The 26741-nt window shown below is 47.2% G+C and carries 19 protein-coding genes and 1 riboswitch; of the genes, 16 read left to right on the top strand and 3 right to left on the bottom strand.

Going from position 1 to position 26741, the window contains the following annotated elements; translation table 11 throughout:
- Nucleotides 1-7 precede the first annotated feature (7 nt).
- From fliD to ACR6HW_RS09600, 14 genes are all read left to right on the top strand, one after another.
- On the top strand, nucleotides 8-1924 hold the full coding sequence (fliD, locus tag ACR6HW_RS09665) for a flagellar filament capping protein FliD (RefSeq protein WP_455727525.1): 1917 nt from the start codon (nucleotides 8-10) through the stop codon (nucleotides 1922-1924).
- 1 nt (nucleotide 1925) lies between these two features.
- Nucleotides 1926-2294: a hypothetical protein gene (locus ACR6HW_RS09660; RefSeq protein ID WP_455727524.1), complete on the top strand. Its 369-nt coding sequence runs from the start codon at nucleotides 1926-1928 to the stop codon at nucleotides 2292-2294.
- A gap of 13 nt (nucleotides 2295-2307) precedes the next feature.
- Complete coding sequence (fliS, locus tag ACR6HW_RS09655; RefSeq protein WP_455727523.1) at nucleotides 2308-2766, top strand: flagellar export chaperone FliS; 459 nt, start codon at nucleotides 2308-2310, stop codon at nucleotides 2764-2766.
- Between the two features lie 49 nt (nucleotides 2767-2815).
- On the top strand, nucleotides 2816-2995 hold the full coding sequence (locus tag ACR6HW_RS09650) for a YjfB family protein (RefSeq protein WP_455727522.1): 180 nt from the start codon (nucleotides 2816-2818) through the stop codon (nucleotides 2993-2995).
- Between the two features lie 57 nt (nucleotides 2996-3052).
- Entirely contained in the window at nucleotides 3053-3484 is a 432-nt protein-coding gene (locus tag ACR6HW_RS09645; protein ID WP_455727521.1) for a hypothetical protein, read from the top strand.
- Nucleotides 3485-3557: 73 nt separating this feature from the next.
- The gene (gene hpf, locus ACR6HW_RS09640) at nucleotides 3558-4088 is read left to right on the top strand and encodes a ribosome hibernation-promoting factor, HPF/YfiA family (RefSeq protein WP_455727520.1); all 531 of its coding nucleotides are present in this window, start codon (nucleotides 3558-3560) and stop codon (nucleotides 4086-4088) included.
- Between the two features lie 511 nt (nucleotides 4089-4599).
- Nucleotides 4600-9504 (top strand): S8 family serine peptidase, encoded by a 4905-nt coding sequence (locus ACR6HW_RS09635; protein WP_455727519.1) that lies wholly within the window; start codon nucleotides 4600-4602, stop codon nucleotides 9502-9504.
- A gap of 64 nt (nucleotides 9505-9568) precedes the next feature.
- Nucleotides 9569-11413, top strand: a complete 1845-nt coding sequence (locus ACR6HW_RS09630) for an S-layer homology domain-containing protein (RefSeq protein ID WP_455727518.1) — start codon at nucleotides 9569-9571, stop codon at nucleotides 11411-11413.
- Nucleotides 11414-11915: 502 nt separating this feature from the next.
- Complete coding sequence (locus ACR6HW_RS09625; protein ID WP_455727517.1) at nucleotides 11916-13859, top strand: methyl-accepting chemotaxis protein; 1944 nt, start codon at nucleotides 11916-11918, stop codon at nucleotides 13857-13859.
- A 142-nt stretch (nucleotides 13860-14001) separates the two neighbouring features.
- Nucleotides 14002-14595 carry a DUF5317 domain-containing protein gene (locus tag ACR6HW_RS09620; RefSeq protein WP_455727516.1) on the top strand — a complete coding sequence of 198 codons (594 nt, stop codon included), beginning with the start codon at nucleotides 14002-14004 and terminating at the stop codon, nucleotides 14593-14595.
- Between the two features lie 230 nt (nucleotides 14596-14825).
- Complete coding sequence (gene secA / locus ACR6HW_RS09615; protein ID WP_455727515.1) at nucleotides 14826-17567, top strand: preprotein translocase subunit SecA; 2742 nt, start codon at nucleotides 14826-14828, stop codon at nucleotides 17565-17567.
- A gap of 179 nt (nucleotides 17568-17746) precedes the next feature.
- Nucleotides 17747-18848, top strand: a protein-coding gene (prfB, locus tag ACR6HW_RS09610) for a peptide chain release factor 2 (protein WP_455727514.1) whose coding sequence is annotated in 2 segments (ribosomal slippage) — nucleotides 17747-17821 and nucleotides 17823-18848 — 1101 coding nt in all. Because the reading frame shifts where the segments join, the coding sequence is not laid out codon by codon here.
- 10 nt (nucleotides 18849-18858) lie between these two features.
- On the top strand, nucleotides 18859-21036 hold the full coding sequence (locus ACR6HW_RS09605) for a Tex family protein (RefSeq protein ID WP_455727513.1): 2178 nt from the start codon (nucleotides 18859-18861) through the stop codon (nucleotides 21034-21036).
- Between the two features lie 67 nt (nucleotides 21037-21103).
- Complete coding sequence (locus ACR6HW_RS09600) at nucleotides 21104-22276, top strand: amidohydrolase (RefSeq protein WP_455727512.1); 1173 nt, start codon at nucleotides 21104-21106, stop codon at nucleotides 22274-22276.
- 72 nt (nucleotides 22277-22348) lie between these two features.
- Here ACR6HW_RS09600 and ACR6HW_RS09595 read toward each other — a convergent pair whose 3' ends face one another.
- Together ACR6HW_RS09595 and ACR6HW_RS09590 are read right to left on the bottom strand one after the other, a co-directional pair.
- Entirely contained in the window at nucleotides 22349-23356 is a 1008-nt protein-coding gene (locus ACR6HW_RS09595; RefSeq protein WP_455727511.1) for a PTS sugar transporter subunit IIC, read from the bottom strand.
- 67 nt (nucleotides 23357-23423) lie between these two features.
- A riboswitch (glycine riboswitch) is annotated at nucleotides 23424-23517 on the bottom strand.
- A gap of 175 nt (nucleotides 23518-23692) precedes the next feature.
- On the bottom strand, nucleotides 23693-24550 hold the full coding sequence (locus ACR6HW_RS09590) for a LysR family transcriptional regulator (protein ID WP_455727510.1): 858 nt from the start codon (nucleotides 24548-24550) through the stop codon (nucleotides 23693-23695).
- A 124-nt stretch (nucleotides 24551-24674) separates the two neighbouring features.
- On the opposite strand from ACR6HW_RS09590, the gene ACR6HW_RS09585 reads away from it, so the two are divergent.
- Together ACR6HW_RS09585 and ACR6HW_RS09580 are read left to right on the top strand one after the other, a co-directional pair.
- Nucleotides 24675-25349, top strand: coding sequence for a YczE/YyaS/YitT family protein (locus ACR6HW_RS09585; protein WP_455727509.1), 675 nt, complete (start codon nucleotides 24675-24677; stop codon nucleotides 25347-25349).
- Between the two features lie 57 nt (nucleotides 25350-25406).
- Entirely contained in the window at nucleotides 25407-25628 is a 222-nt protein-coding gene (locus tag ACR6HW_RS09580; RefSeq protein WP_455727508.1) for a hypothetical protein, read from the top strand.
- Nucleotide 25629: 1 nt separating this feature from the next.
- Here the strand turns inward: ACR6HW_RS09580 and ACR6HW_RS09575 are convergent, their stop codons facing one another.
- On the bottom strand, nucleotides 25630-26724 hold the full coding sequence (locus ACR6HW_RS09575) for an acyltransferase (RefSeq protein WP_455727507.1): 1095 nt from the start codon (nucleotides 26722-26724) through the stop codon (nucleotides 25630-25632).
- Nucleotides 26725-26741: the final 17 nt, after the last annotated feature.

Genomic DNA, 26741 nt, shown 5'->3' with positions numbered 1-26741 from the left:
TGATTAAATGTCTAATTTAAGAATTACTGGACTGATGTCAGGGATGGACACCGACCAAATGGTCAAAGACCTTATGAGAGTTGAACGTATGAAAGTCGATAAAGTCAAGCAAGAGCGCGACTGGACCAACTGGAAACAGGAATCTTTTAGAAACATTATCAAAAAGGTTCAAGGCTTTCACAACAAATATTTTGATATCTTAAACTCAAGCCAAAACATGACTTCGGCGACGAGTTTTTCAAAGTTTACCTACAGCGTCACATCAGGTGGCGTTGAAAACAACGCGCTTAGTATCACCGCCTCCGCCAATGCGTCGGATTTGAATGTCACTGTGGACAAGGTTTCTCAGCTTGCGACAAAAGACACACTCGACGGCATGGTGAATAAACTCAGCGGTGTTAAGACAAAGGACTTATCGGATTTTAACGCCTTCAAAGCCGAACTCGGCGGGCAAGATTTAAAGTTTGTGTTGGCCATCGGGAGCAATATTAAGGCCATTACCGTTACCGATGCCGAAATACAAGCCATGGGCAGTGTGAGCGATTTAAAAGACGCCCTCAACACCAAAATTGAATCCGATTTCGGCGCAGACTACAGCAATGTCGTCTCTTTAGAGGGTAACAGCTTAAACTTCGACATGCCGGGTCAACGCGTTACCACCCTTATCTCGGGCGGCGACGCCGTAAGTTTCACCGCCCTCGGATTAGAATCCGGCGACTCCAATGAGGATTATTTAACCAAGAGCGTCTCGGAACTCTTTGGTTGGAGTGGCGGCAAGACGTTAACCGCAAGGGGGCAAACAGTGACCATTAACGATACCGACACCCTTGAAGATATGATGGATAAGGTCAACAAGAGCGATTTGGGGATGAAACTCTCTTTCAATAAATTGTCTCAGACGTTTAAACTGGAAGCCACTGAGGAGGGGTCGGCAAATAACTTAGACTTGTCAGACGCAACCACTGCAGGGGCATTTCAAGAGTTACTTGGATTCGACGTCACCGATACGGCACATGCCAACAGACATCTCGGTCAAAATGCCAAACTCACCATTAACGGCGTCGAAGTCATCCAAAGTAAAAACGCGTTTTCACTAGACGGCATTAATTACACGTTGAAGGAAACCTACAACACCAGCGGGACAGAAGACCCTATTAAAATTGAAGCCAAGACCAATAAAGAAGAATTGGTGAGCCACATAAAGGCGTTTATCAAAGACTACAATGAAATCGTAGCTGAACTCAACACCAAAGTATCTGAAAAACGTTACAGAGACTATAAACCGTTGACTTCTGAACAGCGGGAGGCGATGAGTGATAAAGAGATTGAACTTTGGGAAGAAAAGGCCAAATCTGGTACTTTGAGAGGTTCCAGTGAGCTGGAGTCCTTTGTGACTCAACTCCGCTCGGCGATAATTGCTCCAATCGAAGGCGTCGGTCTTACGATGAACGATATCGGCATCTCCACAACCAGCTATGAAGACAAAGGCATTTTAAGCATCGATGAAACAAAACTGAACGCACAACTTGAAAACAATTTTGACGAAGTGGTTAAACTCTTTACCAAATCGTCGGACCTTAAATATGGAGAACCGGCAGATGCCAAGCAACGGTACACTGAAAACGGCATCGGCAACCGCTTAGACGATATTCTAAAAGATTATGTCCGCACCACAAGGGGGAACGACGACAAGAAGGGGATTTTGATTGAGAAGGCCGGAATTGAAAAAGATGTGTCGTTTACTCAAAATATCATCTCAAAAAGTTTGGACAATTACGAAAAGCGCATAACAGATCTCGAACGGTACTTGACCAACCGAGAAAGTTACTACTATCAAAAGTTTGCGCGTATGGAAAGTGCTCTATCGGAAATGCAAAACCAGTCGGCTTCAGTACTGGGCATGATGGGCGTAGGAGGTCAATAAATTGAATGAGCGCAAGGCATTGCTGGACCGCCTTTTAAATGAAACAGAACTTCTCAAAAACGCACTTGAAGCCAATGCTCTAGATGTTGTGGAAACGGTTATTGAACAAAGGCAACAAACGATAGATGGCCTAGCCCTATTAGACAACAGTGCACTCAGCAAAGAAGAAAAAGCACTTTTAGAGCGCTTTCAAGAGCTCGAACGCAGTTGCGAGGCATTGCTCAAGCAATGGCGTGAAGACGAAGAGCGCGAGTGGCACAAATTCAAAATCAAGAAACGTGAATTGAGTCAAAACAAAAAAGCCTTTAACCAGTACAGCGGTCAAGCGGTACTTCAAAACCAGGGCTATAGATTTGACGACAAGAAATAGGTAGGAGGACATCATGGCAATCATTAACCCATACAACTATTCGAAACCTAAGAGTCATGCGGCTGTTAGAACTGTGGGGAGCGGTGTATCGCATAGGATGCAAGCTTCTGGACAGAAGATGGATCAGTATTTAGAAGGCCGCGTTATGGCGGCTAAGCCTGAAGAGTTAACTTATATGCTGTACGAAGGACTTGTAAAATTCATCAAAAAAGCCATGCTCTTTTTAGAACAAAAAGACATTCAAAAAGTCAATGAAAACACACAGCGTGCACAGGCGATACTCGATGAGCTCAGAAGCACTTTGAACATGGACATCGAGATGAGCCAAAACCTCGACAACCTGTACGAGTACGTCGGTCACCGGTTGCTCATTGCCAATGTCGAAAAAAATAAGGCGATTTACGAGGAAGCTTTAGAAATGGCAGAGGGTTTCAGAGACACTTGGAAGAATGCTTTTAATATTAAAGGTTAGATGCCTTTGTAATAGGGTATATAACATTTTATAAGAAAGCGAGGTCATTATGAACATCAGTTTATCCTCATATCAGATGCAAAATCTGACGAGTATTAAACAGGCGCTGAACTTGTCGTTGCTTCAAAAGACAATGCATCAAGACGCACAATCTGTAGGCGCTATTGTCAAGGCGATGGAGCAATCTGTAACGCCGCATTTAGGTGGCAACGTCGATATTAAACTTTAAAAGCACGAAAACGCCAGTGTCTGCTGGCGTTTTTCTCGTAGAGAGGAGAGAGGCCAGATGGAGACCGAAGCACTAGTAGAAGCAGTCAATGCGTTGCTTGAAGAAAAGCGAAGGCATTACGAAGCCATTGCCTACTTGGCAGAAGCGCTGACGCAGGAGACCGATCAGGCGTTGAGAGCTTCCATTGTCGATACAATTGAAAAACGTCTCCAGAGGTCAGAAACCATAGATCGACAATTTTTAGTGGCTTTGAACCGGCTTTACAAAGTGCTCAAAATCGAGAGTTTTGACGAACTCGACGAGCGGATTCCCCATGAACTCAAAGGGCTGAAAACCGCTCAGAAGCACATCGATCAAATTGCGATTCACACTGAAAAGTGGGCTCGATACCGCAAATCTTACGGCGAAGCCAGACAGCAGCTGGAAGATGAGAAGCGTCAAAATCGCTTTAAGGCGCGCGTTGAAAAAACTTATGATAAGAAAAAGTAATTTTTGTTTTATGGGGTTAGAAACCCAATAGGATGGGTATACTAAAGATATCAAAAGAAAAGGGGTTGAGCATATGAAAGTAACAGTGACTGGAAGAAACCTAGTAATTACGGATGCTATTAGAGAACAAGTTGAACGCAAGCTTGAAAAGTTTGATAAATTCTTTAAGAGCGACGTGGAAGCACACGCAACCTTTAGTGTACAAAAAGGCAATCACATCGTGGAGGTGATGATCCCACTTAAAAACGACACCATTTTCAGAGCCGAGGCGAGAACAGACGACATGTACAGTTCTATTGATGAAGCAATCGACAAAATCGCGAGACAGATGAAAAAGCACAAGAGTAAAATTGAAAAGAAATTCCATTCATCTGACTCCATTCGTTTTGAGAATATTCCTGTAGAAGAAATAAAATCAGACGAAGCGACAATTGTTAAAACCAAACGCTTCGGTATTAAACCGATGCATCCCGAAGAGGCTGTTTTACAAATGGACTTGCTCGGACACGATTTCTTTGTTTTCCTCAATGGGGAGACAGAGGAAGTCAATGTGGTCTACAAGAGAAAAGATGGTGACTTCGGTTTAATTGAACCGTATCTATAAGCGATAAACCGGCTGAAAAGCCGGTTTTTTTTATTTTGACAACAAGCCTTGAGCCCAAAGCGCTCTCGCGAATGTTCAACGCGAGAACGCGTCAGCGAAAGGCGTTTTGATGCGCTAAAAGCGTAACAAATGTTGTTTGACAACAAGCCTTGAGCCCAAAGCGCTCTCGCGAATGTTCTTCTTTAAATATTCTATGCGCTAAAAAATATAACAACAAAACAATTAATGAGTAAAAAAATAGCAATAGGATGTTTGTATGCATTTAATAAAATCTATAGTGAAAATTAATTAATTATATACAATAATATACTGCATTATCCGTAATTTATCAGGCAAAACATTAAAAATTACATAAAATAAATAATATTATTTTAAATATGAACCTTTATTAATATAAATTGCATAAAATTAAACCCTACCGCTTTGTATGAAAATGTGTTAACATTTGAAGTGTAAGAATATCATCTTACATATTTAATGGCCTACAGTTTTCAAACAAGGAGGGGAAGCATTGAATTACAGAAAATTATTATCGGTTGCCTTGGTACTGACGATGATTTTGAGCCAATTTGGATTTGCAATGGCACAGGATATCGAAGGTGTTTCTATTCAGTCAGTCTTGGATGAAACACAGCAGTACGAAGGTATTGAAGCTGAAGCAGCGCTTTACGGGCTTCAGTATGACGACAAAGTGAGAATCGTCGTTGAATTTGAAGAAGAACCTGTTGTTTCTCATGCCATCAAAGAAGGGGTTTTGCTTGAAGAGCTGGATTATGAAGTTCAAGCAAATGCCGCAGAAGCTTTGGTAGCGGAGCAGAAATCAACGCGAAGTGAAATCGAAACACTCGGCATGGATATCGATTATCACTATGAGTTCATCAATGTCTTCAACGGGTTTAGTGCAACGACATCTGTACGAAATGCCAAAGTAATCGAGGGCCTTTCAAATGTCAAGCGCGTGACCATTTCTCAAAAGTACTACTTGCCGGAACCGCTTATGGAAACCAGCAACGATATGGTAGAGTCGCCGAGTGTCTGGTCTTACGGTTACAAAGGTGAAAACACCGTTATAGCGGTTATCGACTCGGGGATTTACCCAGGTCATCAAGATATGCAGAAGATTACCAACCCTGAGCGCGCACGCTATAAGAGACCGACGCAGCTGCCGGAGGGGTTACCGGGTAAATGGTACAACCACAAGGTACCTTATGCATACAATTACTACGACAATACCGACCACGTAACTGGGGACAACGATCACGGTATGCACGTATCTGGCACAGTAGGTGCTAATGGGACTTTAAAAGGGGTTGCACCGGAAGCGCAAATCCTTGGAATGAAAGTTTTTGGAGACGATCCGGACTATCCTTACACTTACTCAGACATTTATGTTAGAGCTATAGAAGACGCACTCGTCCTCGGAGCAGATGCCATCAATATGAGTTTGGGTTCTACTGCGAGCTTCTTGATTGAAGAAGCATACGACCCCGCACGTATGGCCATTAAAAATGCGTCAAACAGCGGCGTTCTCGTCGTCGTTTCTGCGGGGAACTCCGATAGATTTGGCTCTGGTCACCCGGCAAAAGCCAACCCGCTGGCTGCCAACCCGGATATCGGTGTGGTGGGCTCGCCTTCGCTCAACCCGGAGACACTCTCTGTTGCTTCATTTGAAAATACACACCGAAAAGTTAAAGAACTGATTTTTGGCGACGATGCTGAAAACATCGTCCCTTATATGAAAAGTGGAGATATAGACCCTGCAGTAGTATTTGCAGGACAGAAACCGGCTTATGCCTATTGTGGCATCGGCGCTCTTCCAGGGGATCTGAAAGACGACCCGACCACAGAGGTGGACGAATCGCTTCAAAACGATTTTGAAGGCGTTGAACTCGAAGGCAAAGTCGCTTTAATTCAACGCGGTAGTATGAACTTTTCTAAGAAAATTTTAAATGCCCAAACCAAAGGCGCCATTGGCATAATCGTCTTTAACAGTGCGGCCGGCGGCGACGAAATTATGGGCATGTCTTACGGTGACGACGCAGACAAAATCAAAATTCCGGCTGTTTTCACGGGCATTAATCCGGGTCTGGCTATGAAAGACTTTGAAGGTGAAAAAATCTTAGAATTTACCGGTGGGGACACGACCATCGTCAACACCGATGCCGGAAAATTCTCAAGCTTTACATCTTGGGGCGTTACACCGAACTTAGATTTTAAACCGGAGATTACAGCGCCAGGTGGTAAAATCTACTCGACGATGATGGACGGTTCTTACGATACAATGAGCGGTACGTCTATGGCGGCACCTCATGTAGCAGGTGGTGCGGCGCTGGTTGCTCAAAAAATTACAACTGAGTACGGTGAAGCCTATACGGGACAAGACCGTTATAGACTGATGAAGAACCTACTGATGTCAACAGCTATTCCAGATGTCAGTAAAGAGAAATACAATGCACAATTGGGGCTTGGCAACTACACGTCTCCAAGAAGACAAGGTGCCGGTATGATGAACCTCGTAGGTGCAACGCGGTCGAGATCCATCGTCGTGAACCCACTCACCGGTGTCAGCAAAGTCAATCTTAAAGAAATCGGCGATGTGACCAATTTCCAAGTCGAAGTTGTCAATTTTGCCGACTACTACAATGAAGTGACCTTCAAATTGTCCGGTACAGTGGAAACGGATCTTTCTGTTCAGGGCATGATATTAAACGAACCGCAAGCGATTTTCGACAAGGACACGTTGGAAGGCGATCTCGGTCTTGGCAACTATCCAATTACATTTAGACACAATGGTGAAATTGTCGATGAAATCACCCTTAAAGACGGGGAGTCAAAAGTTATCGATGTGACCATCGATCTTTCCAATGCAGTAGATTGGGCCAACAACTTGCCGCTGGGCGAATTGTTCCCGAACGGCGGCTTTGTAGAAGGCTTTATCAGGCTAGACGACGTCGCTGAAAACGAACCGTCTATCGGTTTGCCTTACATGGGCTTCTACGGCGAGTGGGATGACGCGCCTATTACCGATACTTGGAACTACGATGTGGCGAATCCTGAGAGTGCACCGCAACACTACGGTATGGTCAATGCATTGGTGTATGATGATGGAGGCTTCCTCAATTTCTTAGGCTATCGTTTTGACCACGTTGATGAAAATGGGAAAGTCGTCAATGTACCGGATAGAGAGACCCTCGCCATCGATCCGACAGCAGACAATCAAAACCACGCGAGAGCGTTGATGACATTCCTCAGAAACGCCAAAGAGGTGGAAGTGAATATTTTAGATATGGAAGGCAACGTGGTGAGACGCCTAGCAGCCGATTCGTATTTAAGAAAGAATTACTATGACTCAAACCCTGATAACCCAATTTTCACTTCAGAAATGACTTGGCTATGGGACGGCAAAATTAACAACACCATAAAAGAAGGGGAATATTTATACGAGGTGAAATCTCGCATTGACTACCCAGATGCCGAATGGCAAGTGAGCCGTATTCCGGTATATGTGGATATGACAGCACCGGAAATCAGTGCAGCAACTTATGATGAAGCAACAGGTCTTTTAACGTTTGAAGCCACAGATGCCGACGGCATCGACCAATATCTTGTTTTAATTGATGGGGAGCTCATGCGTTCTAGAACGGGTGAGTTTGACCTGAACGGCAAGTTAGACAACGGGGCAAAAGTGGTGTACGGTGCAGAAGATTATGCAGGTCATGTTACCGAAAGCACGTTAGTTATCGGCGACACGGAGGCACCGGTATTTGTAAAAGGTGTTATGAAACCTGCGCCAATGTCTTTACACAATTCTAACTACATTGAGTTTGTGGGACGTGTTACAGACAACCTCGATATAAAAGAAGTCTTTGTCAATGGGAAACAAGCAACGTTTAATCCTTATAAGCCTATTGAAGAAGAACCTGCTATTGAAGGCGAGTTTGTATTTAACAGTGCGGATACTTTTGAAGACGGTTTCCACAGCGTGAAAGTCCAAGCCACTGATTTTGCCAACTTGACAACTGAGTTTGAGCGTAAGTTCGCTGTGGATGCGACACCACCGACTATTGAAATGACACAAGAGCCAAGTGTCTCTGTCGTAGCCAGCACAGTTGATTCCATACCGCTCTCAGGTGTCTTTGAAGACAATTACACCGGATTGACGGTAAAAGTCAACGGCAGCTTGCTCTTTAACGAAAGCATTGACTACACAGAAGTTAAAACACCAGGTGCACCAATTGTCTATACAATGGACAACTACCATGTGCCTCTAGAGTACGGCAACAACATCATCTTAATTGAAGCATCAGATGAAGCAGGCAACACAACGATCAAAGAATACAAAGTTCACAGAAACTTAGAGGGGACAGACAATTCAAAACCTAAAGTGTTGTTGACTATGGCACCTGATAAAAACGTCAGCAGTGACAGACCGGTTCAAATTGCAGCGTCATCAGATCGCCCAGTAGACTGGCATGTAGTAATCAACGACGCATTGGGCAACCGTGTAGAAGAATTCACTTCTCAAGGTATTGAGTTCAACGCATCGTGGTCACCAGAACTTTCAAACAAGCTCTCAGGTGATTTTGAAGTCGTCGTTAAAGCGAGCTATGAAGGTATCGAAGTACCAGTGGTTGATTTTACAGAAACAAAAGTAGAAGAAGAAAATACCGATCAATCGGTGATTGAAGACGCAGTTGATTCTGCAACAGAGTTGGAAGAATCAACAGGTGACTCTGAGGAAAGCCCTTCTTTGGAAGATGCATTAAATGCAGCTGAAGAAGCAGTGCCACAAGTACCTGTGATTGAAGAGACCTTAGCAGAGGAAACTCCGGCAGAGGAAACTCCAGCAGAGGAAACTCCAGCAGAGGAAACTCCAGCAGAGGAAACTCCAGCAGAGGAAACTCCAGCAGAGGAAACTCCGGTAGAGGAAACTCCAGCAGAGGAGACTCCGGCAGAGGAGACTCCAGCAGAGGAAACTCCGGCAGAAGAGACTCCAGCAGAGGAGACTCCGGCAGAGGAAACTCCAGTAGAGGAAACTCCAGCAGAGAAGACGCCGACGATTGTAGAAGTCGAGGTGCGCAAGACATTTACTGTTTACAACTACCCTGTGAAAATTACAGATGTGACCATTTCCAACGAAATGGGCGGCACTGTGATTGCAGCCGGTATTGAAAAACTCAGTGATGTAGAGAGTCAAGTGATGCTGATTGTACAAGTTAAAGATGGCGCGGGTAAAGTGGTCAACATCACAACTGCAAGAGTAGCAGGCAACGAGTTTGTGAAGACCATTAACTTGTCTTCTGGATTTGCTGAACTGAAAAAGGGCACTTACCAAGTTGATGTGTTTGTCTGGACGGGATGGAATGGCCAAAACGCACTTTCCACACCACTCACTAAGATGCACACAGTTGACTAAACATTAAATAGCGGGGGAGGTACTCCCCCGCATTTGACTACAGAAATGGAGGAGGGCTCAATTAATGAAAAAGACAGTATCCATACTGATGCTCGCAGTTTTGATCATCGGTTCCATCATGCCATTAGCCGCCAACAACGCCGCTGTAGAGAGAATAGCGCTCAATCAAACAACTTATAAGCCCGGCGACAGCATCTTTGTCAACGGTAAATTGGCGTCTCCCTATGGGACGGTATCCTACTATTTAGAGTCTCCAAAAGGCGAGAAAGTTTTTGTCGGCCAAGAGACGGCAGACGCCGACGGCTCTTTTCAATCTGCGACCAACACCAAGTTGCCGTCGACCATGAGCAGTGGCGAGTACAGTTTTTATGTCAATGGTACGTATCACAGCGGCGTGTCAATCAACACACTTTCGGCGACACTTTCACTCAGTCAATCGACTTTAAAAGTAGATGAAGTGCTTGATATAGAAGTGTTCGTCACAGAAAACGGTGCACCTGCGCCACATGCTGAGGTGCTCTTTTCGCTCTATGAAAATGGTGAAAAAGTATCTGCTGTCGAGCAGAGATACACCGATACAAACGGGCGTGTGCTCATTAAACACAAGACGCAGTTTAAGGGAAAATATGAAGTGCGTGTCGACATTATGGGCGAACAATTAACACAAGCCTTTACAGTAACTCAGAAGAATACGACGCCACCACCGGCAGGTGGCGGCTCAACACCACCCCCAGTACCGGCACCGATTCCGACACCAGGTGGTGGCAATACAGAAGTTTTCGAACTCTTAACCGATGAAGGCGTGCCGTTAAGCGGTGCTGAGGTCGAAATCAAAAGCAACCGTTCCGGTGATGCCAGCGTCAAAGTAAAACTCGATGCAGAAATCTTTAAAAAATCCATGGCGTCTATGAAACGCATTGAACTTAAAATTCCGGAATCCAATCCCAAGGCAATCGATTTATCCATTCCTTCGGATATATTGGCAGCTGCTTCAGAAGCGGGCAAAGACATCTACCTCGTTTCAGACAAACTCGAAGTATTAATTTCGCCGGAGGCGTTTGACCTAGAAAGCGGCAAAAGCGTTACACTGTCTGTAAACAGAATCGGCAACAAAGGCGATGTGTTTGAAGTCAAAGCGTTTGAAGACGGAACAGACGCGGAAGTGGGCCTTGGAAAAAAACTCGTGCTCAAGTTTAGATTTGATGCTTCCAGTGTTAAGAACAAAAAATCGCTCGTCGTTAAAAAACTGAACCCAGACACCGGTGTTTACGAGTTCGTCGGGGGGAAACTCGATGGGTTGGCACCTGTTGTAGAGGTCGAAGTCGATGACCTCGGTGTCTACAGTGTCAATGAGTTTGAAAATGCATTTAACGACCTCAAAGAAGCCCATTGGGCATATGATGAAATCGGTGCTCTCGTTTCGAGAGAAATTTTCAAAGGCGTCGATGAAGCACACTTTGACGACAAGCGCAAGATTACGCGCAGTGAGTTCGTCGCAACATTGGTGCGTGCGCTTCAGCTAGAAGAAGCGGACGGTGCTGTCGACCTTACGGACATCGACGGTAAATGGTATACCGATGAACTCAAAACAGCGGCTCAATATGGCATTATCGAAAATGAAGGTGCTTTTAAGCCGGTGGATGTTATTTCGAGAGAGGACATGGCCGTTATGTTGGTCAAAGCCCTCGGTCTCAAATCAGATGTGTCTGTAGAAGATGCACAAAAGGCACTGGAACAATTTTCAGATGCAGGTGCGCTTTCAGAGACTTCCAAGGCCTATGTGGCAAAAGCTACTGAAGCCGGTCTAATTAAAGGTATTGACGGTTCGTTTGTTCCGTCGGGAGAAGCTTCACGTGCAGAAGCGGCAATCGTTATCTTTAGACTGCTCGATGCACTGGGGTATATGTAGACGTATCAGAAATGTTGCTGCTCACTGTAGAAAAGTGAGCGGCAACATTTTTTTGATATTTTGGGGACGGTTCTTTTGTGCCCTATTCCACTAAAATTTTACAATTATTAAAGTGTGTCGAGACTGTCGATCCTGCTGTTGCAGGGGATTGGCCAATTTAGTGACTTTCTTAGAGTGGTGGCGATGGAGGCGGTTGTATGATGTACAGCCTATAGCGGAGGGCGGCGGGGTTCAAAGTCGGAACGGTTGAATATTGCGGATGAAGAGATGACGGCATGCGTCAATCGACACAAAAGAACCGTCCCCCCCTTATTGTCTTGTTTTTTTGAGCTGAAATTGAAAATTATTGTAGTTTTTCTATGATTATTAGTTGTAATTTGATAATACTGTTGTAATGAATAATCTGATAAGTTATAATGAGTTCGGTTGGGGAAAAACACTAAAACGGGAGGAAACATTGAAAAGCTTAAAGAAGAAAATGATTGTTTACTTCGTTTCTCTTATGACAGTCAGTTTGCTTTGGGTAACGCTCGCTTCTTTTTATATGGCAGTATCAGAAGTGCGCGAACAGGCAATTGAAGGGATGACGGGGCAAACCAAGGAAGCCGTTAGGGTTGTAGAAGCTGAACTCGAAAAAGAAAAACTCGCACTTGAACTTATCGCCAGTCAAAATGAAATCAAATCCATGAAATGGGCCAATCAAAAATCCGTACTGAGAACACAATTGGCCTACACGCCCTTTATTGACTTTGGGGTACTTGACTTAAAGGGAAAGGGGACATTTACAGACGGCTCTACAGTTGAAGTGGGCGACAGAGCATACTTTCAGAAAGCATTAGATGGTGAAACGACAACCTCTGATGTGCTCATGAGCCGCATTACGGGAAAGCCAGAGATTTTTATCGTCGCACCGATTAAACAGGGAACCTCCATGAAAGGTGTTTTGATTGCCCGACGCGACGGTTTAATGCTCTCCGAAATTACTGACAAATTGGGGTATGGTGAGAATGGTTACGCTTACATGTTCAACGATAAAGGGGACACTGTGGCGCATCCAAAACGCGAAAATGTCGAAATCGCTTTTAATCCGATAGAAGTCGCCAAGGAAACCCCTGCACTTCAACCGGTGGCCGATTTGGCAGCAGAAGTACAAGCGAAGGGCACGGGCTATTACCAGTACCATTATAATGAAAATGATTTAATTGCAACGTTTGAGCCGGTAAAAGGTACCAACTGGTCGCTGATTATTACGGCTGACGAAGATGAAGTTTACGCCAGAATACCGGGGATGCGAAACAATGTGTTGGTTCTCGTCGTGGTACAGTTGGTGGTCGGCTCATTGCTCGTCTACGTTGTCGCTCGGAGCATTGTGACCCCTATTTTAGCGGTTTCAAAAGTCGCTGGGGTTATTGCAACACTTGATATCACACACGATGTGCCGGAAAAATACCTAGGAAAGAAAGATGAAATCGGCGTTCTCGCACGTTCGATGCAAACCATTGTGGATAAGCTGAGAGAGATGATTGCAGAAATCAGGCATTCCTCTGAACAAGTGACCAGTGCTTCAGAAGAGCTGTCCAGTGCGGCCATCCAATCTTCTGTTTCCGCAGAGGAGATTTCAAAAGCTATTGAAGACATTGCACATGGGGCACAGGAGCAGTCTCGGATTTCGGAAGAGGGCTGTTCAAAGGGCTTGCATTTAGAGGAAGCGGTTCAGCAGGATCAAAGCGACCTCGGGAACTTAAACGGGGTCTCCCAGCGCGTCGGCACTTTAATCGAAGAGGGCATTCAGACTGTTGAACGCCTTTCGGAGGCGTCTGCGAAGACGGGTGTTGCTACGACGAAGGTGCAGTCGGGCATTGAAGAGACCAATCTCAGCACGCTGAAAATTGAACAGGCGAGTCAGGTTATCGCCTCTATTGCCGACCAAACGAATCTGTTGGCACTCAATGCGGCTATTGAAGCGGCGAGAGCCGGGGAAGCCGGTCGAGGGTTTGCCGTTGTCGCTGAGGAAATACGGAAGTTGGCGGAGGAATCGACGGCATCGACCCGTACAATTGACGACGTCGTGGCAGAGCTTAGAAAAAATGCCGACGACTCGGTTCGCATTATGGGTGACCTGCTTGCGGTTATTGCGGAGCAGGAAGAGAGCATCGAGGCGTCTAAGTGCAAATACAACGAAATCAATGCGGCGATTACACAGTCGATGGCTTCACTGGGCGCACTCAACGATTCCAGCGAGGACATGGTGGCGCTCAAGAACTGTATCACGCGCATTTTAAGAGAGATTACCGGCATTTCGCAAGAATACTCTGCCTCTACTGAAGAAGTGACCGCTTCCATTGAGGAACAAACTGCCTCTATTGAAGAGATTGCAGGTTCCAGTGAACGGCTGGCAGAACTCTCTGAGAACTTACAGAGCCTGATTATGAAATTTAAAGTTTAGAGCGTCTTTAGTCGACGGCGTCTATGAAAGTCGACTGCAACAGAGGGGGTGTATTTTAATACACGCCCTCTTTTCTTTGAGGGCCAATTGTGTTAGAATGACCATGAAGGTGTGTGAAATCAAGTACGTGATAGGAGCCTGTATGTATTTAGAAGCGTTGTTGTTAGGATTCATCATCGGCATTGCCAGAAATGGGCGCTTGATGTATTTCAATGCGTCGAGGTTTAAGGGATGGACACTGGCTTTTGTGGCCTTTTTAGTCTATGTGATTCCCTATGCCTTGTATTTTATGAACATCGGCTTTAAACATATGCAGTGGTTGTCTTTTGTCGCCATGGTGTTGATTTTATTTATTGTACTGCTCAACATTCAGCGGCGTGGCATGAAGCTGATTTTTATAGGGACGCTCCTCAATCTCATCGTCATGGCCGTTTACGGCGGCAGAATGCCAATTGATATCGAGCACATGCGACTGCTCGGGTACAGTTCTTTTGCAGAGTCTGTGCTAGATGGCACCGTGGTGAACTACATCGATGTGGCTTCCGTTCAAGGGGTTTTTCAATACCTCGGAAAAGTGGTGCCGCTGCCGAGTTTTTACCCACTGGCGAAAGTTATCAGCATCGGCGACATCGTCGTCTCCATTGGGATTTGTCTGCTGATACAAAATGAAATGCGTCTACAGAGCACGCGAATGCGCGGGTCGATGGTACAATTTTCTTACAAGTCAAAGTTTTAAGGTGTCTGGACAGGCGCCTTTTTTATTTTTTTTGACGGCGTCTGTTTTGGGGGATAGGCGCGTAAGGTGCCGTGAGAACCGGGCGAATCGGTACTCAATGAGGCGGAAACCGTTACAATCAAACGAAAACCTTAAAAAACGGTTCATAAAAAGTTTGAATTTATTGGGACACAGATATGTTATAATAGAGAAGATAAAGACACTTTTCAGTGTAGAAAGGATGACGGTTTATGAGCCTACTGAAATTTTTGTTTGGCGACATCAACGCAAAAGAAGTTAAAAAACTCGCCAAAACCGTAGAACAAATAGAAGCACTTGAGCCAAAGTACGAACAAATGGACGACGACTCTTTAAAGGCGCAAACAGAGGTGCTCAAAGGGCGACTCGCCGCCGGAGAGACGCTGGACGATATATTAACCGATGCTTTTGCCGTCGCTAGAGAAGCGGGAAGACGCGTCCTCGGCATGCGCGCGTATCCCGTTCAGCTCATGGGCGGCATCGTTATGCACCAAGGTCGTATAGCGGAGATGAAGACTGGTGAAGGTAAGACCCTTGCGGCGACGCTACCGGCGTATCTCAACGCCCTGGAGGGCAAAGGCGTACACATCGTCACAGTCAACGACTACCTCGCTCAGCGTGACAAAGAGTGGATGGGAAGAATTTTCGAGTTCTTAGGTTTGACAGTGGGCTGTGTCGTTCACGGCGTCGAAGGGCAGAACAGAAAGAATGCCTACCGCGCAGACATTACGTACGGAACCAACAACGAGTTCGGCTTCGATTACTTACGCGACAACATGGCGATGCGCCAAGAGCGCTTGGTTCAGCGCCCTTTAAACTTTGCCATTGTCGATGAGGTCGACAGTATCCTCATTGACGAAGCGCGTACCCCGTTGATTATATCCGGTGAAAGCGCCAAGTCGACGGACTTGTACCGCATCGCCAACCTGTTTGCCAAGACCCTCGATAAAGCCACCGACGTAAAAATCGATGAAAAAGCCAAGAGCATCTCCCTTACAGACGGTATTGTCGTGGACAAGTTCGGCGAAGTGGAAGAGGGCAGTGAAGAGAAAAACGGCGTTAAAAAAGCCGAGACCTATTTTAGTGTGGAGAACCTCAGTGATCCTCAAAACATTGAGATTTCCCACCACATCAATCAGGCGATACGCGCCAACTTTTTGATGAAAAAAGACGTCGATTACATCGTCAAAGACGGCGAAGTCGTCATCGTCGACGAGTTTACAGGCCGTTTGATGAACGGTCGTCGCTATTCCAACGGCTTGCACCAGGCCATTGAAGCCAAAGAAGGCATCGAAGTGCGCAAGGAGTCTCAAACTCTCGCCACCATCACCCTTCAAAACTACTTTAGAATGTACCAAAAAATCGCAGGGATGACCGGTACGGCAAAGACGGAAGAAGACGAGTTTAGACATATCTACAACATGGACGTCGTCATTGTGCCGACGAACCGTCCAATTGCACGACAGGATTTGGAAGACGCCATTTACAAGAGCCTCGAAGGCAAGTTTAAGGCGGTTATGCGCGATATAGAAACGCGCCATGAAAAGGGCCAACCGATTCTCGTAGGGACCATCAGCATCGAGACTTCTGAGTTCCTCAGCAAGATGCTGACGAGAATGGGCATCAAACACGAAGTCCTCAACGCCAAGCAACATGAGCGCGAAGCGGAAATCGTCGCACAGGCAGGTCGATTTGGCGCCGTGACCATCGCCACCAATATGGCAGGTCGTGGTACGGATATCGTGCTAGGCGGGAATCCGGAGTTCTTAGCCAAACGCGATATGGTGAAAAAAGGGTACTCAGAGGCCGTCATTCAGATGATGTCCAGTCCGACACTTCCCGATGATCCGGAAGTTCAAGAGGCGCATTCAGTTTACGAAGGCCTCTTAAGAGAATACAAAGCCGTTGCCGATGAAGAGGCGGCGCGCGTTAAAGAGGCCGGCGGTTTACACATCATCGGTACTGAGAGACACGAGTCGAGACGTATTGACAATCAGCTGCGCGGCCGTTCCGGTCGTCAAGGGGACGTGGGGTCTTCTCAATTCTACATTTCCTTTGAAGACGACCTCATGCGTCTGTTCGTCAGCGAACGGGCAAAATCCATCGTCAACTCCCTCGGATTTGAAGAGGATATGGAGCTTGAGAACAAGATGCTGACGAAGTCCATTGAAAACGCTCAAAAACGCGTTGAGGGCAGAAACTTCTCCATTCGTAAACACGTGTTGCAGTACGACGATGTTATGAACAAGCAACGTGAAATCATCTACTCTCAGCGCAACAAGGTGTTGCACGGCGAAGATATCAAGTCTTTTGTACAGGGCATGATGGAAAAAGTCGTTGACAACAGCATACCGATGTTTACAGAGGGCTACAAGTACCCTGAAGAGTGGAACCTCGAAGGGCTCTGGGCGCATCTTCACGAAATATTCTTGCCGCATGGGTCGATTCACATCGACGACGTGACGACTTTAACAGAAGCGTCGCTAAAGGAAAGGATTCTCGAAACGGGCAAGGCACTCTACGAGCAAAAAGAAGCGGAAATCGGTTCAGACAGAATGCGCGAACTGGAGCGGGCAATTCTCCTCAGAGTCGTCGATTCCCACTGGATTGATCACATTGATGCAATGGACGACTTGAAGCAGGGGATCGGCCTGCGCGCCGTCGGGCAGCAAGACCCAGTGGCGGCTTACAAGTTTGAAGGCTTTGACATGTTTGAAGAGATGATTGCCAACATTCAAACGGAGACGGTAAAAGCGCTCTTCCACGTTACGGTTCAAACGGAAGCGGAACGCAAGAGCGTGGCCGTGGTGACGGGGACGTCAGGCGGCGGTGAAAAACCGGCTGTCAAGACGTTTAAATCCGATAAAAAAGTCGGCAGAAACGACCCTTGTCCATGTGGCAGCGGTAAAAAGTATAAAAAGTGCCACGGTAGAGACGTAGGAACAGAGCAATAAAGGCGTTAAAACATCGACCTCACGGCAACCCGTGAGGTCGTTTTGTGAACGCTACGAGGTCACAAAACATACGGGGCTTTGCGCCGAAAGGCTTTTCGCATGCAAGAAATGTTTAACAAGTATCAGAGCAGAAGGCTCTGTTCTTCATTAGATAAAACCAAAAAGAAAGGGTGATGCACATGTTGCTTCTTGAGAAGCACCAAAGAGAAATCAAAAAACTAAAGGCGGACATCGCTGAGCTCGAGGTGTCACTTTGACTTAGCTCGCGTCAAGCAGCTTTTAGAAGAACTCGAAATGAAAATGACGGCACCGGATTTCTGGGACGACAACGACAAGGCCCAGGGCATGCTGAAAAAACAGAAAGAACTCACTGTTAAACTCGAACGCTACGCAGCGCTCTACAACCAAGCGGAAGATCTCGAAGGCCTCTGTGAAATGGCACTTGAAGAAGGCGATGCCTCACTTGAAAAAGACGTGGAAGAGAGTTACGAGATGTTGCTGGCCAGCTACGAAAAAATGCGTTTAGAAACGCTTCTAACAGGCGAGTTCGATGCCAACAACGCCATTTTGTCTATTCACGCGGGATCCGGCGGTACCGATGCGCAGGATTGGGCGGAGATGCTCATGCGCATGTACAGGCGCTGGTGCGACGACAAAGCGTATGGCGTTAAAGTACTCGATTTTCAAAACGATACAGAGGGCGGCATAAAGAGTGTTTCGCTTTTAGTGGAAGGTCTCAATGCCTACGGGTTCCTAAAATCCGAAAAAGGCGTCCACCGAATCGTTCGAATATCGCCTTTCGATTCGTCGGGCAAACGGCACACGTCCTTTGCGTCGGTGGATGTCATGCCAGAACTGGACGACGATTACGAAATCGACATCAACCCCTCAGACCTTAAAATTGACACGTTCAGGGCCTCAGGTGCAGGTGGTCAGCACGTCAATACCACCGATTCCGCTGTGCGGATTACCCATGTGCCCACAGGCATCGTCGTGGCTTGTCAAAACGAGCGCTCGCAGATTGCCAACCGCACCACGGCGATGAAAATGCTCACGGCAAAGCTCGTCGAACTCAAAGAACGTGAGAAAAAAGAAAAAATCGAAGACCTCGCCGGCGACTATTCACAAATTTCGTGGGGGTCTCAAATCCGATCGTATGTGTTTCACCCGTACAACATGGTTAAAGACCATCGAACAGAAGCGGAAACGGGCAATGTTCAATCGGTTATGGATGGGGACATCGATTTGTTCATCGACAGTTATTTAAAGGATATGAGATAAGGAGACGTGCATGGAAACACAAAACGCATTGTTAATCGACCAGCTCTCTAAAGAGCTTCAACTGACGAAGAAACAAGTCGAGGCCACTCTCGGTCTCATCGACGAAGGCAACACCATTCCGTTTATTGCCCGGTATAGAAAAGAAGCTACAGGTGGCATCAGCGATGACGTCCTAAGACAATTTGACGACCGACTAAAGTACCTGCGACAACTCGAAGTGCGAAAAGAAGAAGTTCTCCGAATCATCGAAGAACAGGGGAAACTTACAGAACCGCTTAAACAGGACATCGTGAGTGCCACTGTTCTTCAAAAAGTCGAAGACCTCTACAGACCGTTTAAACAGAAAAAGAGCACCCGTGCTTCTAAAGCTGTGGCAAGAGGTCTCGAGCCCCTTGCCGACGCCATGATGCTTCAAGTGCTGGACAAAGCGGCACTTCTCAAAAAAGCGAGCACCTTTGTGGACCCGTCAAAAGAGGTGGACACTGTGGAAGACGCGCTTCAAGGGGCGAAGGATATCATCGCCGAGCGCCTGTCGGACACGCCGGCATACAGAGCCCATATGCGCAGCCAAACGTTTAAAGCGGGCAAGTTGACTTCTAAAGCCACAGATGAAAGTGCAGAAACCAATTACGAAATGTACTACGATTTTGAAGAGTCGCTGTCTAAAGTGGCCAATCATAGAATCTTAGCGCTAAATCGTGGCGAGAAGGAAAAACATCTGAAAGTCAAAGTGGTGGCACCTGATGATAACAACGTTCAGTGGCTCATGCGCAAAACGGTGCGCAACACCTCTGACGAAGCGTCTGTTTATCTCATCGAAGCCGTTGAGGACAGCTATAAGCGCCTCATCTCTCCGTCTATTGAGCGCGAAGTGCGCAGCACCCTCACAGAGCGGGCAGAAGAAGAGGCCATCAAAGTCTTCGGGAAAAATACGAAAGCGCTGTTGCTCGTCCCACCTGTAAAAGGGATGCGCGTTCTCGCCATCGACCCGAGCTACCGCACCGGCTGTAAGTTGGCGGTACTCGACGAAACTGGCAAACTGCTCGACTACAAGACCATTTACCCCAATGCACCGCAGCATCAAGTGGCGGCGTCAAAAGAGGTGTTAAAAGGGCTTATAGAAAAATACGATATCGACGTCGTTCCAATTGGCAACGGCACCGCTTCAAGGGAAACCGAGGCGCTTGTGGCAGAACTGCTCGCCACATTGGACCGAGAAGTGTACTACACCATCGTCAGCGAAGCGGGCGCCTCAGTGTACTCTGCTTCCAAACTGGCCACAGAAGAGTACCCGGACATCGACGTCTCCATAAGAGGGGCGATTTCAATTGGGCGCCGTTTACAGGACCCACTGGCTGAGCTCGTTAAAATCGATCCGAAGAGCATCGGCGTCGGTCAGTACCAACACGACGTCAATCAAAAACGCCTCACAGAACAACTGGGCAACGTCGTCGAAGACTGTGTTAACAACGTCGGTGTCGACTTGAACACGGCGACGCCGTCGCTGCTCAATTACGTCGCAGGTCTTTCGGCCACCGTATCAAAAAATATCGTGGCGTACCGCGATGAAAAAGGCAAATTCAAGACGCGAAAAGAGCTGTTGAAAGTCAAGCGCCTCGGCGACAAAGTCTTTGAACAATGTGCCGGCTTCCTCAGGATTGCAGACGGTGCGCATCCTCTGGACAACACTGCCGTTCACCCCGAATCCTATGGGGTAACAGAAGCGTTGTTGGCGGCCTTGGACTACGCCATTGACGCCATGGGGCAAAGTGGTTTTTCAGACATCGATGAGCGCGTGCGCGCCTTTGGCGGCATCGGCAAGTTGGCCGACGCAATGGACATCGGCAAATTGACGTTACAAGACATCGTTGAAGAACTGAAAAAGCCCGGCCGAGACCCACGTGAAGAAATGCCGAAACCGATTTTTAGAAGCGATATCTTAAAGATGGAAGACCTCGAAGAAGGCATGATTTTACCGGGGACCGTGCGAAATGTCGTCGACTTCGGCGCCTTTGTGGACATCGGCGTCAAACAAGACGGCCTCGTCCATATATCGGAGCTCTCCAACAGATTTGTCAAAAATCCGATGGAAGTGGTTTCTGTGGGCGATCCCGTTACAGTACGCATTTTAAACGTCGATTACAAACGCGGAAAAATTGCACTTTCTATGAAAAATATCGAAAAATAAACGCGGTCTTATCCTAAATATGCTATAATTTCTTTAGAGTATCGAAATAATAGCTAGGAGGGGTATTATGTTACTGATTCAAAATGCAACGCTTTATACCATCACACAGGGGATTGTGCCAGGTGGTAGCGTGCTCATTGACGGCAAGACCATTCAAGCAATCGGCACGGATTTAACAGCGCCTGAAGGGGCTCAGGTTATCGACGCCGACGGCAAGTTTGTCTTCCCGGGATTTATCGACGCACATTGCCACGTCGGCCTCTTTGAAGAGGGCATAGGCTTCGAAGGCGATGACGGCAATGAGATGACCGACCCTGTAACACCGCATTTAAGAGCAATCGACGCCATCAACCCAATGGACGAAGCGTTTGCTTTAGCGCTGACAGGTGGGGTGACAACTGCTGCCGCAGGGCCGGGGAGCGCCAATGTCATCGGCGGCACATTTACCGTATTAAAACTCAAAGGCAACCGCGTCGACGATATGGTCGTCACCAAAGAACTGGCGATGAAATGTGCTTTTGGAGAAAATCCCAAACGCGTTTACAACGCTAAAAAATCGATGCCGTCGACGCGTCTCGGTACGGCGGCTTGCCTGAGAGAGATGCTGTTTAAGGCGTTTGAGTACAATAAAAAGATTAAAGCGGCGGCGGGAGACGTCTCCAAGATGCCTGCTTTTGATATGAAACTTGAGGCGCTGTTGCCTGTTGTACACGGTGAAATGCCGCTTAAAGCGCATGCACACCGTGCAGATGACATCTTTACAGCCATTCGAATTGCAAAAGAGTTCGGCGTAAAATTGACCCTTGAACACTGTACAGAAGGGCATCTTATCGCCGAGCACTTGGCAAAGGAAGGCTACCCTGCGGTGGTGGGACCGACGTTTGGAAACAAGAGCAAGTTCGAGCTGACCAATAAATCGTTCGACACGCCGAGAGTTCTCCACGAAGCAGGTGTGAAGTTTGCCATCATGACAGACAGCCCGGTTATTCCGCTTCAGTCCCTTCCGATGTGTGCGGCACTGGCGCACAAAGCAGGGCTCGATGAGGAAACGGCACTAAAGGCCATTACCATCACCGCGGCGGAAATCCTAGGACTGGATGAGCGCATCGGCAGCCTCGAGGCCGGAAAAGATGCAGACCTCGTCATCTGGGACAGACACCCGTTTGACCTGCAAGCCCATGCGCTGTACACCCTCATAGACGGTGAAATCGTCCATAGGGACGCTTCAGTTGCTGAATAAATCACACAAAAAACAGCCCGACATTTTAAAGATGTCAGGCTGTTTTTTTTGCGCCCCCGGGGGACGCTATTGTTAAGCAGTTAAAGGTTGCGTTTTTTTGCGTGTTTTAAAGAAAGCGGAGCCGACGAGTCCGGCTAAAGTGCCACCTGCTATGGCAAATCCAACAGCCAACATCACCTGTAGCGGCGGGTTAAAAGCGAAAGGTGCCAGTAGACCCGGAATCGGTGACGCCGTACCAGGGGCGTTGTTGACAATGCCGAAGAATGCCGCAGAAAGGCCGGCAAGGGCACCGCCCATAAAGTTCGACGTGTAGATGGGGATGGCGTTCTGCGTAACGATATCCGCTTGTGTCAGCGGTTCCAACATGACGGCAACCACTTTGCCGCCGGTGCCGAACTTCAATCGGTGGAACAAGATGCCGTTGGTAAAAGAGCCGCCGACAGTGGCGATCGCCGCAATGCCCATAGGCAGTCCTGTGAGACCGAGCATCGCCGTCAACGCCATGGAACTCAACGGCGATGTGCACATAACTTTCATAATGCCCCCGAGAAGAAGCCCCATCAGATAAGGCGACTGACTGGCTGCAATGGTAATGGTGCCGCCGATATTGGCCAGTGTTGAATCGACTATTGGCGTGGTGGCAAAGGCGATGCCCCGTGCCATAGGTGCGATTAACAGGGCGCTGAGTATGATGTCGAGGCCTTCCGGCAAGTATTTTTCAAGCTTCGGCGCCAAGAGTCCTAGGCTATACCCTGCGATAAACCCCGGCAAAATACCGTATCCCCCGACGGCGACGCCTGCCGTTACGGCGAGAACAGGGGAAACGCCCATTTGAAGCATGGTCAGTGCAGCCGCCGCTACACCGCCCATATTGCCGGCCACAGTGCCCACTTCGCCCAAGAAGGCACTGCTTAAAAAGTCGCCGCTGATGTATTTGTGAATCGCCTCCACAAGAAAAGTGGCAATTGCCGCATTGGCAAGACCCGACATGGCTTTCTGCCCCTTGGGTGCCTTGAGGCTAAACAGGGAGAATATCCCCAATGTCAAAAACAAAAGTCCCATTCCTTTTACAATCTCCATAAATCCCCCTCCATAAATCATGACACTAAAAAAAGGACATAGGTATAATGGGCAACACAAAGAATGCCGATTATACTCTGTCCTTTTATCTGAAAGATTCACTGCCTGCGCAGCTTGCTTCTTCGATGGTCAACTGAATGACGCTCTCCAGAGCTGTGTCCGATTGTTGTAAATAACCTGAAAGCTTCAAAAAGCGCTCTTGGGCCTGTCGCTTTTCTTTCTCCTACGGTGCATGGGCATTTGCCCACTTTTCTCCAATCAATCATCATCCACTATTTAATTCTCGTCTAGTTTACAACAAGAAGTTGTCACGTGTCAATACATACCGCCATTAAATTATTTTATACTTTTGGCCACTTCAAAAAAAGATTTGACGACAGGGGAATGCATCTGTGTCTTGTTGGCGACAATGTGGATGTTTCGGTAAACAGGGGGATCGAGCGAAATCAAGTCCACGTTGTAATTGGTTTTGAGCAGCGTCGAATCCGGCACAATGGTAATGCCGAGACCGGCCTCCACCATGGCGAAAACAGTGCTCATCAGCTGAAACTTGTACTTTATTCTAGGCAGGACGTGATTTTCTGCCAAAAGCTGCTTTAAATACACATCCTGATTGTTGTCCGGCATAATAAACGGATACTTTTCAACATCTTTGAGAGCAATGTCGTCGATTTGGCTGAGATCCATGTCGTAAGGAACGACGACGACCATTTCGTCTTTAAAGCACGGCAATGAGTGGTGCTCTTTTTTGATGTAATCTTCTATGAGAAAACCGACGTCGATGCGACCCTGATGAAGCTTTTCCATAATGCGGTCGTAATCTGCATCGAAAATTTCAACTTGGACGTCGGGGTATCTGGCGTCGTAGGCCTTTAAAATCTTGGGGAGAAAACGTGACGACACACTGGTAAAACTGCCGACGCGCAGCGTGCCCATCTCCAGTCGGTTCATGGCGTGAATTTGGTTGTAAAGACGGTCTTCGGCAGCGACGAGAGTTTCGACGTGATGCCACAACTGTTTGCCGTCTTCTGTGAGGCGAATACCCTGCTTAGTTCTCACAAAGAGTGTAAAGCCGATTTCCCTCTCTAAAGCACTGACGGCGTGGCTCACCGCAGACTGTGTCATATTCAGTGCTTCAGCGGCTTTCGTGAAGTTGCCGCTGGTCATAATTTGCTTGAAAATTCGGTATTTCATATGTACCTCGAATGGATGAAATTTTTTCATGATGGCCATTAAAAACATTCATTTTACTTATGGCTTCAATGTCATTATAATCGAATTGACTTAGCAATACAAGAAAGGTTCAGTGTGAAGAAAAATGAAAAAAACACTTACGAGTAGAAGGACTTACTTCTTATTGAGCAAACTTATTTTTGGCCTTTTTTTAGCGGCACTGGGCACTGTGATTATGATTCACGCCAACATCGGTTTGTTCCCTTGGGGCACACTAAATGCCGGACTGACAAATGCGACGGGCATCTCATTTGGCGTTTGGAGTCAGCTGATTGGCATCGTCATTATCATCGGGATGTTCTTTATGAAATCTTACCCAGGTCTCGGCACAATTTGTGACATTTTATTCGTTGGATTTTTTATAGATTTATTGGAGGCGACACAGTTGGTACCGACGCCACACGGCCTGCTTTCACAAATACTCTTCAGTATCGTCGGTCTGTTCGTTTTATCGTACGGCATGGCTGTTTATATGAGCTGTGGTCTCGGCGCAGGTCCGAGAGACGGTCTGATGCTACTGATTATGAAAATAACGGGCAAGCCGGTTGTCGTGGTAAAAGTGGCCATTGAAATCACCGTTACAGCACTTGGCCTCTTGCTCGGCGGCCCCTTTGGCGTCGGCACAGTTGTACTGGCACTTCTAGGTGGAAAAGTACTCGATTTGATGTTTAAATGGACGGGATTTGACGCCTCGAGAGTGCGACAACGCACATTGGGCGAGCTCCTTAGAAAACCGGAAAAAGCAACACAAATGCGATAGCCCCTCTTTAAAGGGACGGTTCTTTTGTGTCGAAATATCCTAAAATATGGAAATGAAATGCAACCAAAAGCAGGTGTGAAGGCCTCTAAACACGCCGTTTTAGAGAACCGACTCTGCCGCAAGTACAGACGTCACGCCCCACATCGCAGGCCTTTGGTGCATACACCGGGCAAACGCGGCGAGGGAAACTTCGGCGCAATGAGAAAAGCAGGTGAACCGCTGTCGACAAAAGGCCTTTGCGATGCGGGACACCTGCTTTATTGGGTTCAAAAATGGTAAATTATAGTGTTTTCCGGTACAAAAGAACCGTCCCCTTTTTTGCACCCACAGTCGGTCCGAGAGACGAGTGGGTCGTCGCACATGCATGTCCAAGGGCGAGGAAAACCGTTCCTGCGAAAATACACAGCACCACAGAAGGTTTCAGCGGTAGCTGTAAGAAGCGTCTGGCTCTGAAGGCCACCATTAAAATCAGCGGGTGAACCAAGTAGATGCCAAACGCGTAAGTGCCGATGACGCTGAGACCGTTTGAAAGTGGCTTCAAATTTTGATGTATTTTTTCAGACAGTGCGATGATGCAGAGCGAAGCGGTTGTCACAAATACATACCAAACCATCAGCTGATAAAAAGTGTTCATTTCTCCCGTATAGGTAAATCGGAACAGCAGGGCTAGGTTCAGTGCACCGCTGGTGACGGCCAACGAGATAATGCCCCGTTTGTAGTCGTGCCAGCGCACCTTGAGGGCCTCGTAGTGATGGCCGATGTAAGCGCCAATTAAACTGATAAACAAATACCAGATGTACAGGCTGGCGGGGTATTTAAAATGCTCGTAAATTACCAACCGGTTGAGCCAGTAGATGCCGATTTGAAGCAAAGCTGCGACAGCTGTCCACTGTAACGGTGTGAGGCGCGTTCTGCGCACCCACATGAGAATTAAGGGAAAGCAGATGAAAAACTGCATGAGAACCGACAGGTAGTAAAGGTGCGGGTGGGCTTTACCCATTAAAAAGATAAAAGCCAAATCGCCGACGTTTGTGAGTTTTTCTATATAATTTGGACGCGTCAACAGGTTTTTGACGATGTAAATCAGCGACCACACGAGGTAGGGCACTGCAATTCGCAACCACTTTTTATTGTAAAAAGTGGGCCAATGAATGTCCTCCGCGGCGTAGGTGGCCACAATGGCGCTGATCATAATGAACAACGGCACAGCGAACTGAAGCAGTCGATTGAGGGTGTAGATGGCGTTAAAAGAAGCTGTACCCGGTGCGTGTAGGGCAACAGACGGCGCTGTCGTATGTATTAGGACAACGGCTAAAATGGCAATGCCTCGAGTGACATCCAAGGCCTCAAGGCGTTTGCGATTAGATGATGACATGAAGATCCTCCCAAAGA

The sequence above is a fragment of the Fusibacter sp. JL298sf-3 genome (assembly GCF_053842995.1).
The sequence above is the reverse complement of the archived record's forward strand: the minus strand, read 5'-3'. Positions and strand labels throughout refer to the sequence as shown.